The 13,326-nt window shown below is 33.1% G+C and carries 14 protein-coding genes; 3 read left to right on the top strand and 11 right to left on the bottom strand.

Annotated features, from left to right (window positions below; translation table 11 throughout):
* Positions 1 to 129: 129 nt before the first annotated feature.
* Positions 130 to 1,365, bottom strand: coding sequence for an FtsX-like permease family protein (locus tag ACTJIW_RS10935; protein ID WP_121360028.1), 1,236 nt, complete (start codon positions 1,363 to 1,365; stop codon positions 130 to 132).
* Between the two features lie 109 nt (positions 1,366 to 1,474).
* Positions 1,475 to 1,969, bottom strand: coding sequence for a YkgJ family cysteine cluster protein (locus tag ACTJIW_RS10930; protein WP_440716074.1), 495 nt, complete (start codon positions 1,967 to 1,969; stop codon positions 1,475 to 1,477).
* Positions 1,970 to 2,043: 74 nt separating this feature from the next.
* On the opposite strand from ACTJIW_RS10930, the gene ACTJIW_RS10925 reads away from it, so the two are divergent.
* Complete coding sequence (locus ACTJIW_RS10925) at positions 2,044 to 2,751, top strand: class I SAM-dependent methyltransferase (protein WP_440716075.1); 708 nt, start codon at positions 2,044 to 2,046, stop codon at positions 2,749 to 2,751.
* A 14-nt stretch (positions 2,752 to 2,765) separates the two neighbouring features.
* A complete protein-coding gene (locus ACTJIW_RS10920) occupies positions 2,766 to 3,311 on the top strand; it encodes a YfiT family bacillithiol transferase (RefSeq protein ID WP_440716076.1) in 546 nt (181 codons plus the stop codon).
* Between the two features lie 80 nt (positions 3,312 to 3,391).
* On the opposite strand, the gene ACTJIW_RS10915 is transcribed toward ACTJIW_RS10920, so the two are convergent.
* From ACTJIW_RS10915 to ACTJIW_RS10880, 8 genes are all read right to left on the bottom strand, one after another.
* Entirely contained in the window at positions 3,392 to 4,024 is a 633-nt protein-coding gene (locus ACTJIW_RS10915) for a 7-carboxy-7-deazaguanine synthase QueE (protein WP_073410564.1), read from the bottom strand.
* Between the two features lie 102 nt (positions 4,025 to 4,126).
* Positions 4,127 to 5,797 (bottom strand): tetratricopeptide repeat protein, encoded by a 1,671-nt coding sequence (locus ACTJIW_RS10910; RefSeq protein WP_440716077.1) that lies wholly within the window; start codon positions 5,795 to 5,797, stop codon positions 4,127 to 4,129.
* Between the two features lie 16 nt (positions 5,798 to 5,813).
* Complete coding sequence (locus ACTJIW_RS10905; protein WP_012022580.1) at positions 5,814 to 6,737, bottom strand: PstS family phosphate ABC transporter substrate-binding protein; 924 nt, start codon at positions 6,735 to 6,737, stop codon at positions 5,814 to 5,816.
* Positions 6,738 to 6,739: 2 nt separating this feature from the next.
* Positions 6,740 to 6,967: a hypothetical protein gene (locus ACTJIW_RS10900; RefSeq protein WP_044047430.1), complete on the bottom strand. Its 228-nt coding sequence runs from the start codon at positions 6,965 to 6,967 to the stop codon at positions 6,740 to 6,742.
* Entirely contained in the window at positions 6,967 to 7,770 is an 804-nt protein-coding gene (locus tag ACTJIW_RS10895; RefSeq protein WP_012022581.1) for an energy transducer TonB, read from the bottom strand. The genes ACTJIW_RS10900 and ACTJIW_RS10895 overlap by 1 nt, the downstream gene beginning before the upstream one ends.
* Positions 7,771 to 7,806: 36 nt before the next feature.
* Positions 7,807 to 8,361, bottom strand: a complete 555-nt coding sequence (locus ACTJIW_RS10890) for an ExbD/TolR family protein (protein WP_012022582.1) — start codon at positions 8,359 to 8,361, stop codon at positions 7,807 to 7,809.
* Positions 8,362 to 8,381: 20 nt separating this feature from the next.
* Entirely contained in the window at positions 8,382 to 9,008 is a 627-nt protein-coding gene (locus ACTJIW_RS10885; protein ID WP_012022583.1) for an ExbD/TolR family protein, read from the bottom strand.
* A gap of 56 nt (positions 9,009 to 9,064) precedes the next feature.
* Complete coding sequence (locus ACTJIW_RS10880) at positions 9,065 to 9,889, bottom strand: MotA/TolQ/ExbB proton channel family protein (RefSeq protein ID WP_012022584.1); 825 nt, start codon at positions 9,887 to 9,889, stop codon at positions 9,065 to 9,067.
* A gap of 379 nt (positions 9,890 to 10,268) precedes the next feature.
* On the opposite strand from ACTJIW_RS10880, the gene ACTJIW_RS10875 reads away from it, so the two are divergent.
* On the top strand, positions 10,269 to 11,786 hold the full coding sequence (locus tag ACTJIW_RS10875; RefSeq protein WP_012022585.1) for a helicase HerA-like domain-containing protein: 1,518 nt from the start codon (positions 10,269 to 10,271) through the stop codon (positions 11,784 to 11,786).
* A gap of 71 nt (positions 11,787 to 11,857) precedes the next feature.
* Here ACTJIW_RS10875 and ACTJIW_RS10870 read toward each other — a convergent pair whose 3' ends face one another.
* Complete coding sequence (locus ACTJIW_RS10870; protein WP_440716078.1) at positions 11,858 to 13,198, bottom strand: FAD-dependent oxidoreductase; 1,341 nt, start codon at positions 13,196 to 13,198, stop codon at positions 11,858 to 11,860.
* Positions 13,199 to 13,326 lie beyond the last annotated feature (128 nt).

Genomic DNA, 13,326 nt, shown 5'->3' with positions numbered 1-13,326 from the left:
GATTGAAGCGGATAGCGGGATTTAGCTCCTGAAAATCATATACCATACTTATATATGTATACACAAAAAAAACAAACCCGACAGGTTTTCAAAAACTGTCGGGTTGTAAATATTCATATCATTTTAAAATCAATCGAAGCGAATTGCTTTTACAGGAGAGATTTTTGTTATTAAATAAGAAGGAATTAATAATACGATGAAACATACAGTTATAGTCAGCAAGTTCAACAATACTATATATGTCCAGTTTAAATATACCGGTGCCTGGTTCACATAGTAGTTTTCGGGATTAAGATGAACGACCCCAAATTGCTGCTGGATTAAGAGCAATGAAATTCCAATTAAATTCCCCCAAAACAAACCTCGAACAATTAGATAGAATGCATTGTATAAAAAGACTTTTCGAACTGTCCAGTTATCAGCACCCAGAGCTTTTAAAATTCCTATCATTTGTGTTCGCTCTAAAATAAGAACTAACAAAGCTACGACCATATTAATTGTAGCTACTAAAATCATTATTCCAAGAATAACGACTATATTAAAATCAAAGAGCTGAAGCCAATCAAAAATATAATTGTACTTTTCTGTTATTGTTTTTGCGTCAAGATTTGAAGGAATTTGTTCGTAAATATGATTTCCTGTTTCTTTAATTTGAGTAAAGTCTTTTACAAAAACTTCAAAAGCTCCTATTTGATCTGCATTCCATTTATTAATTCTCTGAATGTGTCGAATATCTCCTATTATATATGATGCATCAAAATCCTGAAATCCCGAACTAAAAATTCCTGCAATTTTAAATCTGCGGATATTAGGCAGTTTTCCTTGTTCTTCTTTTACAAAAAAGGTATTAAAACTGTCTCCTAGTTTTAAATTAAGCCTGTCTGCAAGAAATCTTGATATAATAACTTCTTCATTTAGTGATTTAGAAAAATCCGGCAGTCTGCCTTCTACTAAATACTCTTTTATATTGTTCCAATTGTAATCTGCTCCTACGCCTTTAAAAACAATTCCTTCAAAAGCATTTTCAGTTCTAATTATTCCTGCTTTACTAGCGATTGCCTGAATATGATTTACCTCTGGAACAGATTTAAATTTGGGATAAAAGTCTTGTTTTTTTGAAATAGGAATTAAAGTTATTTCAGAATTGTTATTATCGTAATTCGAAATAATAATTTGACCGTTGAACGCTGAAACTTTTTCGCGTATTTTTTGCTGCAACCCAATTCCGGTTGCTACAGAAACAATCATCATAATTATACCAATTGCAATTGCGGAAATAGCAATTTTAATAATTGGTGCCGATATACTGCTTTTGTAATCTTTGGCAGTGATGAGTCTTTTTGCTATAAAGTATTCTAAATTCAATTTAAGATTCTTATTATGATTTATATTTTTTGTGGTATTTCAGCTTATTCAAAAGTACATTTAAAAATGTAATATATATAATTCCAGAACAACATTACACTTTAAACGATTAAAGCGGCAGTTTCTTTTTCATTTCTTCTACTATATTATAAGCCGCCGGACAAATGGCAACATTCTTTAAAGTCAAATCAGAAATTTGATGAAATTTTTTGCGGTCTGTATGCGGAAACTCACGGCAGGCTTTTGGTCTTACATCATAAATCATACAATAATTCTCGCTGTCTAAAAAAGTGCATGGAACACTTTTTAAAACATAATCCTTATCTTCATCAATACGCAGATATTGCTCAATAAACTGCTGTGGTTTTTGCCTGAAAGATTTCGAAATTCTTTCAATATCTGCCAAAGTAAATAACGGCCCAGTTGTTTTGCAGCAATTGGCGCATTGTAAACAATCCGTTTTTTTAAATTCTGCATCATGCAGGCCCTTCATAACATAATCTAAATTCTTTGGCTGTTTCTTTTTCAGCTTATCAAAATACTTTTTGTTTTCGATATGCTTATCTTTGGCTAACTTATTTAAGTTATTTAAAATTTGTTTCAAGTTTACTATTTAAAGTTGAGCTGCAAAATTAAACAACTTTAAACTTGAAACCTTAAACTTTGAACTAAATTACGATGAAAGATCTTTTTGGGAAAGCAATGTATGATTTCCAAACTAATAATTCTCCAGAAGATATTATTACCGAAACTTCAATTTCTGAAGAAGATGAAATGAGTGTCGAATATTTATTTCGCTCATATGATGAAATGCCAAAAATCGAACAAAAAGCTCTACAATTAGCCGCAGGAAAAATTTTAGACGTTGGCTGCGGCGCCGGAAGCCATAGTTTATCATTACAAAACGACCGTAATTTAGATGTTGTTTCAATTGATATTTCTGGAAAAGCAATTGAAACCTGCAGACTTCGTGGTTTAAAAAATGCTCAGGTTCAAAATGTATTAGATTTTGAAGGCGAAAAATTTGACACGATTCTTTTATTAATGAACGGAACCGGAATTTTTGGAAAATTAGAAAACTGTAACAAGTATTTATCAAAATTGAAATCGCTTCTAAATCCAGGCGGACAGATTTTAATTGACAGCTCTGATATTATCTACATGTTTGATGAAGATGAAGACGGCGGAAAATGGATTCCATCAGAAACAGAATATTATGGAGAACTTACTTTTACCATATCCTATAAAGGTGAAAAAGAAGAAACTTTTGACTGGTTATACCTCGATTATAATACACTTCAAAATGCGGCCATAGCAAATGGATTGAAATGTGAGCTTATTATGGAAGGTGAACATTATGATTATCTGGCTAAACTTTCAATTTAACACAAATTAAAATCATGGAAAATCTAGATTTAGAAAAATTAAAATATCCAATAGGAAAGTTTAATGCTCCTAATGAATATTCGTCTGAATATATTTCAGATAAAATTAAAGAAATAGCGGCTCTTCCTGAAAAATTAAGAAATGAGACAATTGATCTAAACGACGAACAATTAGATACTCCATATCGTCCTGATGGCTGGACGGTACGTCAGGTAATTCATCATTGCGCCGAAAGCCATATGAATTGTTACATTAGATTAAAATGGGCTTTAACCGAAAATAATCCAATTATAAAACCTTATGATGAAAAATTGTGGTCTGAAATGCCTGATAGTTTATCGATGCCAATTGCTCCAACATTGAGTTTACTGGAAGGATTACATTTCAGATTATCTTATATAATGAAAAATCTATCAGAAAATGATCTTGAAAAATCATTTATTCATCCTGAAAATAATTCTGAATACCGAATCAAACAAATTATCGGTATGTATGCCTGGCACGGAAATCATCATTTAGCACACATCACCAATTTAAAAAAATACAAAAACTGGAAATAACCTAAAATGTTTCTTTTTTATACAATGTATATTTTTTACATAAAAAAAACTCTCCAAGACATGGAGAGTTTTTTTATGATTTAAGGAATGTTCAGGTATTTATGAGTTTGAAGAGAAACTCTCCATTTAGGATTATTCATAACATAATCTACAATCAGCGGCGTCATTTCTTCTTTTTTACTCCATTCCGGCTGAAGGAATAAAATAGCATTATCATTTACCAGCTCTGCTTGTTCTTCGGCAAAAATAAAATCATGCTTATTATAGATAATCACTTTTAATTCATGCGCATTAGCGTAGACATCAGGTGTTGGAAGTTTATTTTTCTTTGGTGAAAGACAAATCCAGTCCCAGGTTCCAGATAATGGATAAGCCCCAGAGGTTTCAATATGAACTTTTAAGTTTTTATCTTTTAACTGCTGTGTTAACAAAGTCATATCCCATGTAAGCGGTTCTCCGCCGGTAACTACAACTGTATTAGCATAACTTGAAGCATTATTTACAATTACATCGATATTAGTCGGCGGATGCAGTTCTGCATTCCAGCTTTCTTTCACATCACACCAATGACACCCCACATCACAACCTCCAATTCTAATGAAGTAAGCAGCAGTTCCGGTATGAAAACCTTCACCCTGAATGGTATAAAATTCTTCCATCAAAGGCAGCATCGCTCCTTTATTTACTTCTAATTGTATTTCTTTTGGTAACATTATTTTAATTTAATGTGCAAAGATAGTCAATTAAATACGTAACAAAAAAACCGATAGTTCTCTTTGAACTATCGGTTTCATATAAATGAGTTTAAAACTATATTATTTTAAAGCTTTCACAGATTGAGAAGCGTAAGCATTTGTTGGATCTAAAACTAAAGTTTTATTAAAATATTCAATTGCTTTAGCTTTATCAGTATTTGCATAACTAGCACCAATACTATTGTATGCTTCAACTATTTTCTTAACTGTAGCTGGTTTTGCTAATTCTTCAGCACCTTTAGCTGTAATGTTAGCAACGTACGTTTCGTAGTTTTTAACAATCTGGTCTTCTTTCTCTAATAAGTTACCTATTCTTCCTTTGTAAAGGTAAGCTTCATCATAAGAAGGAGAAGCTACTAAAACTCTGTCGAAAGCAGCATCTGCTTTAGCTAAATCAGCAGCAACTTCTGGAGAAGTCGCTTTTTTATCTAAATTAGCATAATAAAGAGCAATACCGTAGTAAACATTATCAGTCAAATAATTTTTTGATTCTGAATTAGATGAACTTAATTCATAAATAGCAGCCGCTTGTGCCCATTGCTTTTTACCGAATAATTCTTTACCATAATCTCCAAGTTCTTCAACTACTAATGGCTCTAATTCAACAGCTTTTTTGATATTAGCAATACCTGCATCAAATGAAACCTGATCTACAGCTCCCTCAGCATTAGTTCCTTTTTTAATTTTAGCAAGTCCTAAGTACATATAATCACTTCCGATCACTTTGTTAGAAGGATTTTTGATATAATCTTCAAGAGATTTAATAGCTACATCAACATTTCCGTTTTCGTAAGCAGCATATCCTAAATATCTGAAAATTCTAGGATTTACTTTATCTTCAGCAATCATTTTGTTTGCTACAGTTTCTAAGCTTTTGTAATCTTTAACCAAGATTAAGAAATCTGCGTGACGCATTTTAGAATCTAAAGAATAATCTGTTAAGCTCAAGTATTTTTCGTAGTTTGTAATTGCATTTTGCAAGTTAACTTTAGCTGTAGAAGGTTTGTTTCTTCCCCATTTGTAGTATGTTTCAGCTAATTCTCTGTAAACTGGACCATAACTAGCGTTTAAGGCAATTACTTCATTGAAAGCTTTAATAGCTTCATCATACGATTTTGCTCCTTTTAATAAAACTCCTAATTGCATTTTTGCTCTTAAAAGTGTAGGATCTGCAGTGAAAGCATCACGGTAAGATTTGTAAGCTTCGTTTTGATTGTTTGCCCCATAATATGCATCTCCAATAGCTAAAAGTGCTGTTGCATTTTGAGGATCAATTGCTAATGCTTTCTTTAAACTTGCGATTGCATTGTTATAATCAGGATGCACTGAGTTCATGTAAGCTTTACCAATGTAAATGAATTCATCTACATCTTTACGCTTCATATCTTTTGTAGCCAAAGCAAAATTAGCCTGAGCTCCAGCAACATTTTTATTATCTAGATCTAACTGACCTAAACCAATGTAGTTTAAGTTTTTCTTGTCAGATGCTTCTATTCCATTTAAAAAATAAATCTTAGCAGAATCAACAACGCTTTGATTTAAATATACGTTTCCTAAAACAAAATTAGCTTCTCCATCAGATGGTTTTGCTTTGATGATTGATTTAAGCAACGACTTTGCTTTTTGAAATTGCTCAGCATCAATTGCCTTTTTAGCTTCTTTGATATCCTGCGCTTTTGCAACAGAGGCTGTAGCAACTAAGGCAAGACTAAAAATTTTAAATTTATTCATCTTTATTGTAATTAATTTATTCGTTATCTTTTAAAAGTTTGTTTCTAATTTGAAGTTTTCTTCCAGGCGTTCTTACTGGCAGCAACCCCGATTTCAAAACTATTCTCTGTCCAATGTCTCCGGCTATGAATGAACCAAATCCCATTCCTAAGCCATTATACCCTTGGCAATTTATAATAAACAAATCACGTGCCAAAGGATATTTTACTTCGGCAAGGTCATTTTGTGTAGGACTATAGTATTTATCATCATTTAGTCCTTTTACACTTAAAACATTAATTTTCTTCACAACATCAACCATATTAGGAGACGGCTGTGACAACCAATTAACTCCAACAACACCAATCATTCCGTTATTTTCTGAAACAAATTTAATTACTTCATCATTTGTTTTGAAAGAGAAAACATTTTCTGTTGGAAGATCTTTAACTTTCGCCAGTTCTTTCATATATCGAACTGTACTAGAGTTTGGATTATCAAACACAAGACCTTTAATTCCTGTATCTTTTTTACCCTGTATGAAATCAATTACCGTTTTCAACGCAATTAATGTATCATTATTGCTTTTGTTTGAAATAAAAGCAATCGCATCTTTTGCAAAAGGAGTAACGCGGGGTTTTATTTTACTTTTTTCAAATCTTGCGATTTCTTCTGTAGTCAAATCCCTTGCTGTAACAACCACTTTAGCTTTCTGATTCAATAAATCATTTATTAACTCTGCTTCAGATTTTGGTATAACTGTAATTTTTGCACTATAATAAGTTCCTTCAAAAACAGCAACCTGATCATCAACGATTGGTTTAACAGTTTCGTCAACTGTAACATCTAATGCCCCTTTTAAAATGGTTTCTTTATTAGATTCACTCTTACTTTTTTGGTTGCACATGGCAAACAAAAAAACAAAAATAACCAAACCTAAAAACTTACTATATTTTAGCATAATTATTCTTTTGCATTAATTAATCTTAAAAAACGTATTGCCGAATAAACGATTAGCAATCCGCCAAAGGCATATCTGTATTTAGGTTCCATATCTAAGGGAAGTTTTTCCCAAAACATAATCATTAAACCCAGCACAAGATATATTAAAAAAAACAGTATTCCTAAAACAAGAAGAAATCGCTCTTTGAGCGATTTCTTCTGAATATTATTAAGCATATCTTTTAACATTATTCTGCAGATTGAATAGTAATAGGTAAAGAGTAAAGTACTCTCACTTTTTTACCATTTTGCTCGCCGGGAGTCCATTTTGGACATTTTTTAAGAACACGAATTGCTTCTGCTCCTGTACCGTAACCGATATCCCTTAAAACTTTAATGTCGGTTAATGAACCGTCTTTTTCAACTACAAAAGTAACGTAAACTTTACCTTTAAGACCTTCTTCTTCTGGAGTTTTATAGTTGTTTCCTACGAATTTGTAGAATTTATCCATACCTCCAGGGAAATCAGGTTTTACTTCGATACCAGCTGTGTTATATACACTGTTATCTTCTTCTACTACCTGAGAAACTGGTCCTTTACCTACTGGCTCATCTACAGTTAAAACTGCATCTGGATCTCCTTTGATAGTTTCAGAACCTACTTTCTTATCTTTAAGTTCCTCAATTTTTGGAGGATCTTCGGTAACTTCGTTTGCTTTAGCAACAACCGGTTTTACGAACTTCACCTGATCCACTTTTGGTGGAGGCGGCGGTGGTGGCGGTTGATTAGGTTTAATTTCCTCTTTTGGTTTAGGAGGCAATTTTACCGTTGCAATCTTAATATCTGTATTTGTATCTTCTTCAGTAGAATCAGGCAAATAACTCGCAATAAGAGGAGCAGCAATAGCGAAGCTAAAAAAGATAGAACCTAAGATAAGTGCTTTTACCGTAGTTTTACCGTTTGATTTTCTCAGCTCGTATGCTCCATATATCTTATTACGTCCTTCGAATACGATATCAAGCCACTGATTTTTTATAATATCTAATTTCATTTTTCTTGATTATTAGGATGTTAAAACAAGATAGTCTTATTTTTTATCTATCAATTTAGTCTCCTCTGGTGTAAATTCAGGAACAATTGCATAAGTATCTACTCCAGTAATTGCCATTTCATCCAGCATATCAACTAAATTGCGGTAAGTTGATTTTTTTGTTGGCTTAATAATAACAATAATTCCGTTTTTAGGTTTCCCTAAACCAGCAGAGTATTCCAAAACAGATTTTTTTCTTTTAAGCAATTCTCTACGGATACCATCTTTACCGTATGAGATATCTTTTGGTCCTGCAATAGGAGACTCCAATAATCCCATATAATAAGTCAGTTTATTATTTTCACCTAACATCACCGTCATAGTACGATTCTCATCAACCTTAACAGGTTTTTCATCGTTTTTAGGATCTTTATCTGGCAATGACAAATCCATCGATTGAGGTTTTGACAACGATGTGGTTAGCATAAAGAATGTGATCAATAAGAATGCCAAATCCACCATAGCCGTTAAATCGACTTTAGAACTTTGCTTTTTGCTTCTTACCTTGCCACCTTTTCCGCCACCACCGTCGCCGGTATTTAATTCAGCCATTTAGTGTATCTTTTTTTTAATTAAAAATCTTTTCCTCTCATTCCTGTAACTAGGTTAAAGGAATTGATTTTTTGATCTTGTAAAATATCCATAATCTTTTTGATTTGTGGATATTGTTCTTTAGCATCTCCTTTTATTGCAATCTGCAATTCTTTATCATCAAGGTCGATTGTAGCTCTTCTTGAAACTAAAAGCCATTCTTTTAATTGATTATCTAAAGAATCGATTGGAATTCCAGGTTGTTCTGCTTTAGTTCTATCAGCCGCTTTCATGTCGATGATTTGCTTTAAACTTGTAATTGGTACACCGAAGTCATCCATTAAAGCAAATTTTTCTTTATCCTGTTCTGAAAAAGTTACACCGAATTTTGCTCCCATTCCTTCAAGAGTTTTTTTACGAATCTCTCTTCCTTTGATATCAAAAAACACTTTACTTTTCCCGTCTTTTCCTTGACCTATTGTAATAATTGCCAAATCAGAATCTGGTAATTTACTTTGAACAGTAGAAGAAGGCATATCTACAGGAAGTGCCTCAGGCACCTTAGCAGTAGCGGTCAAGATAAAGAACGTAAGCAAAAGGAACGCAACATCACACATCGCAGTCATATCTGTCGACGTTGACTTCTTTTTCATTTTTATTTTAGCCATTATCTTTTATTTTTTTATTTTGATATAATTATTTCTAATTATTTATCAAAAATTAATTATTGTCTTAAACTTCCTCTGAATCTTCTGTAAGTATTCACGATTGTAGTACCAGCCTCATCGATAGAGTAAGTTAAATCGTCAATTTTAGCAGTAAAGAAGTTGTAAGAGATGATCGCTAATACAGATGTAGAGATACCTGTTGCAGTGTTGATAAGTGCCTCAGAGATACCTGTTGCAAGAGCAGCCTGATCTGGAGTACCAGCAGAAGCTAACGCACCAAACGCTTTAATCATACCAGATACAGTTCCTAATAATCCTCCTAATGTACCTAAAGATACTAAAGTAGAGATGATAGTCATGTTTTTCTCTAACATTGGCATTTCTAATGAAGTTGCCTCTTCAATTTCTTTGTGGATTACTTCTGAAGCTTCTTCGCTGTTGAATCCTTCTTTTTTAACGTCTTGGTATTTAATTAAAGCAGATTTAATTGCGTTTGCAACTGAACCTTGTTGTTTGTCACATGCAGCGATAGCAGCTTCGATGTTTCCTTCTTTAATACTTCCTTGAACGCTTGTCATAAATTTGTCTAGGTTAGCTTTTCCAGCAGCTTTGCTGATAACTGTAAATCTCTCAATAGAAAAAACAACAACCATTAAAAACATACCTAATAATGCAGGTACAATGAATCCTCCTTTGTATACCATTCCTAAAGTGTTGATTGGGTGACCAGTTTCTGGATTTCCTCCCTCGAAGTTAGCAGGAGAACCCATCACGAATTTCCAAATTACAATCCCAACTAAGATACACGCTACAATAATGATCCCTGTAATCATTCCTCCCCCATTTGAAGTGCTCTCTTTTTTAACTTTAACGTTTGCCATTTTTTTAAATTTTAATAGTTTTAAATAATTTTTATTTTTTAGTTATATTTAACTTGTAGGGTAGCAAATTTATACGTTTAGTTTAAATAAAAAAACTTTTTTTAATTTTATTGAAGGAAATTTAACGTCAATTTAAAAAATATCTCATTAATTTGCCGTCATCATTTTTGTGATAAAACAAAAATCAAGGCGAATAATAAAAAATTTACAACGTTTTAGTAAATATTCAAACAATCCTTTGAAATGTTCTTAAAAAGCTGCGAAATTATTTTTTATGTATTTTTCAATCAAAAAAAGCATTTTCCTACTAAAAAAAACACGTCAAATTTGTTAAAAATACAAGCAAAACTCTTATAATCATCTAAATTACAAATAAAACATGAATAAAAAGGACAATTTCATTCAAGACATTAATAATGGATATTCTGCCAAAGGCGACTCTATAACGCTTGGCGGTGCAATTTTAGATGGAGAAGCTGTAGCTGAAGCACATGTAAAAATACCTCTAAAAACATTAAATCGTCATGGTCTTATAGCAGGCGCAACCGGAACTGGAAAAACCAAAACAATTCAGGTTTTTTCTGAACAGTTGTCGAATGCCGGAATTCCTGTTTTAATGATGGATATAAAAGGTGATTTCAGCGGTATTGCAAAAGAAGGAAAAGAAGAAGGTTTTATTACAGAACGCCACGCCAAAATAAACCTTCCTTATAGTGTATCTGCATTTCCGGTTGAATTAATGTCATTATCCAAACAAAACGGAGTTCGTCTGAGAGCAACAGTTTCAGAGTTTGGTCCGGTTTTATTTTCAAGAATTTTAGATTTAAACGATACTCAGGCAGGAGTTGTTGCTGTTATTTTTAAATATTGTGACGATAAGCAGATGCCTTTATTAGATTTAAAAGACATCAAAAAAGTCATTAATTATATTACTGAAGAAGGAAAAGAAGAAATTGCGGCAAGTTATGGCAAAATATCAACTGCCACTACGGGAACAATTCTAAGAAAGATTATTGAATTAGAACAACAGGGCGGTGATTTGTTTTTTGGCGAATTGTCTTTTGAAACTGATGATTTAATGAGAATCGATGAGAATGGTAAAGGTTATGTAAATATCATCCGCTTGACGGATATTCAGGACAAACCAAAATTGTTCTCAACTTTTATGTTAAGCCTTTTAGCAGAGATCTATCAAAAAATGCCTGAAAAGGGTGATGCTGAACAGCCAGAATTGGTAATCTTTATAGATGAAGCCCATTTAATTTTTAATGAAGCGAGTAAAGTACTATTAGAACAAATTGAAACTATCGTAAAATTAATTCGTTCGAAAGGTGTTGGTATTTATTTTGTAACTCAAAATCCAATGGATGTGCCAAGCGGCGTTTTGGCTCAATTAGGATTAAAGATTCAGCACGCCCTTAGAGCTTTTACTGCAAATGACAGACAGGCAATTAAAAAAACTGCTGATAATTACCCGACTTCTCAATATTATAAAACAGACGAACTGCTTACCAGTTTAGGAATTGGAGAAGCATTAGTTACAGCACTAAACGAAAAAGGAATTCCTACCCCACTTGTTGCTACGATGATGCGTGCACCGCAAAGCCGAATGGATATTTTAACTCCTTCTGAAATCGATGAAATAAACAACAAATCGAAGCTGGTAAAAAAATATGTTGAAGAAATTGACCGAGAAAGTGCTTTTGAAATTCTAAATAAAAAAATAGCTGATGCTAATGAAGCGGCTGCGCAAAGAGAAGAACAAGCGCCGGCAAAATCTTCAAAAGCAGGACCAAGTACTACAGAAGTCGTTACCAAATCTGTTTTAAAAGTTGTAACAAGCGCTACCTTTATAAGAGGCGTTTTTGGGGTTTTAACGAAAATCTTTAAAAAATAAAAACATCAAGAATCAATTACAATATCAATGTCAATTTAAAATTGATTTTTGATATTGTAATTGACATTGATTTATTTTTGAAGTAACTCCAGAATTTTATTTTCAACTTCTGGTGTGTTCCAGATATTTTCTATGTTATCCAGTTTTAAAACTTCTTCCATAATGCCGTTTTGGAAATCCCCAATCGCCAAAGCTTCGGCATATGGGCGGTCGCTAAAGGTAACACGACTGTAAAGCGGAATCCATTTATCTGGATGTTTATCTGAGAATACTTTTTCTATTTTCTTTTGCAGCAAGAATTTTTCATCTGCGGTTTTGGTACTCATTTCCATGAAATTTCTATATGAAAGTTCAGCAATGGCATCGGCGTTTGGTTTGCGCGAAATTTGATATTCTGTAAAGATTTTTTTCCAGTCGTCTCCAAATTTCTCAATCATTTCGTTTAAAACCGTAATATCTTCAAAACCGGCATTCATTCCCTGGCCGTAAAACGGAACAATAGCATGACAGGCATCTCCAATCAAGGCAATTTTATCTTCGTAAGTCCACGGAAAACATTTCATGGTTACCAAAGTACTGGTTGGATTTTTAAAGAAATCATTTGCCAGTTCTGGAATTACTTCAATCGAATCCGGGAAGTTTTTCTCAAAGAAATCTTCTACCATTTTGCGATCTGTAAGTGATTCAAAAGAATTTTCACCCTCAAAAGGCATAAATAAAGTACAAGTAAAACTTCCGTCAAGATTAGGAAGTGCAATTAACATGTACTCGCCTCTCGGCCAAATATGAAAAGAGTTTTTATCTAATTTATGTGTTCTATCTGTATTTGCCGGGATATTCAATTCTTTATATCCCATATTTAAAAATTCCTGAGAATAATTAAACATGCTTTGGCGCTGCATTCTGTGGCGGATTCTCGAAAAAGCTCCATCGGCTCCAAAAACCATATCGTATTTTCGTTCTTCCCACTCGCCTCTTTCGCTTTCGCCAATGTGCAGAGTTGCATCGCTAAGGGTTACATCCCATATTTTTTGCTCAAAATAAAATTCGGCTCCGGCATTTTCGGCTAAATCAATCATTTTGCGATTTAATGTTCCTCTGGAAATAGAATAAATCGACTCGCCTTCCTGTCCGTAATTCTGAAAATTAAGTTTATCGACCAAATGAATGGCGCGTTTATCCATAGGAATTGCAATTTCACGAACTGCATCTCCAACACCAACGCCATCGAGAGCTTTCCAGCCTCGGTTTGACATTGCCAGATTAATAGAACGGCCTGAAAAATTTATTTTTCGAATATCAGGACTGCGATCATAAACATGAACGGTGTGACCTGCTTTTTTAAGATAAATTGCCAGCAGCGATCCTACAAGACCAGAACCAACGACAGCAATTTTTAGTGAAGTTTGCATCAAGGAAAATCTAATATATAAGATCGTAAAAATAAGTAATAATTATAGATAAGCTTTAAAATAAGTAAATTATTTGCTCTTAGCTGTTCACAACCGTTTTCAAATTTGTTAGGATTCACAGTTAATTG

The organism is Flavobacterium sp. 22659 (assembly GCF_052044235.1).
In the GTDB taxonomy this organism is placed as follows: domain Bacteria; phylum Bacteroidota; class Bacteroidia; order Flavobacteriales; family Flavobacteriaceae; genus Flavobacterium; species Flavobacterium johnsoniae.
This window is presented reverse-complemented; position numbering and strand designations above follow the sequence as displayed.

Excerpts from the sequence above, each read along its gene's own strand:
- ACTJIW_RS10870 (WP_440716078.1), bottom strand. The coding sequence starts at position 13,198 with ATGCAAACTTCACTAAAAATTGCTGTCGTTGGTTCTGGTCTTGTAGGA.
- ACTJIW_RS10915 (WP_073410564.1), bottom strand. The coding sequence starts at position 4,024 with ATGTTACCAAAAGAAATACAATTAGAAGTAAATAAAGGAGCGATGCTG.
- ACTJIW_RS10910 (WP_440716077.1), bottom strand. The coding sequence starts at position 5,797 with ATGAATAAATTTAAAATTTTTAGTCTTGCCTTAGTTGCTACAGCCTCT.
- ACTJIW_RS10895 (WP_012022581.1), bottom strand. The coding sequence starts at position 7,770 with ATGAAATTAGATATTATAAAAAATCAGTGGCTTGATATCGTATTCGAA.
- ACTJIW_RS10925 (WP_440716075.1), top strand. The coding sequence starts at position 2,044 with ATGAAAGATCTTTTTGGGAAAGCAATGTATGATTTCCAAACTAATAAT.
- ACTJIW_RS10880 (WP_012022584.1), bottom strand. The coding sequence starts at position 9,889 with ATGGCAAACGTTAAAGTTAAAAAAGAGAGCACTTCAAATGGGGGAGGA.
- ACTJIW_RS10920 (WP_440716076.1), top strand. The coding sequence starts at position 2,766 with ATGGAAAATCTAGATTTAGAAAAATTAAAATATCCAATAGGAAAGTTT.
- ACTJIW_RS10905 (WP_012022580.1), bottom strand. The coding sequence starts at position 6,737 with ATGCTAAAATATAGTAAGTTTTTAGGTTTGGTTATTTTTGTTTTTTTG.
- ACTJIW_RS10900 (WP_044047430.1), bottom strand. The coding sequence starts at position 6,967 with ATGTTAAAAGATATGCTTAATAATATTCAGAAGAAATCGCTCAAAGAG.
- ACTJIW_RS10885 (WP_012022583.1), bottom strand. The coding sequence starts at position 9,008 with ATGGCTAAAATAAAAATGAAAAAGAAGTCAACGTCGACAGATATGACT.
- ACTJIW_RS10890 (WP_012022582.1), bottom strand. The coding sequence starts at position 8,361 with ATGGCTGAATTAAATACCGGCGACGGTGGTGGCGGAAAAGGTGGCAAG.
- ACTJIW_RS10875 (WP_012022585.1), top strand. The coding sequence starts at position 10,269 with ATGAATAAAAAGGACAATTTCATTCAAGACATTAATAATGGATATTCT.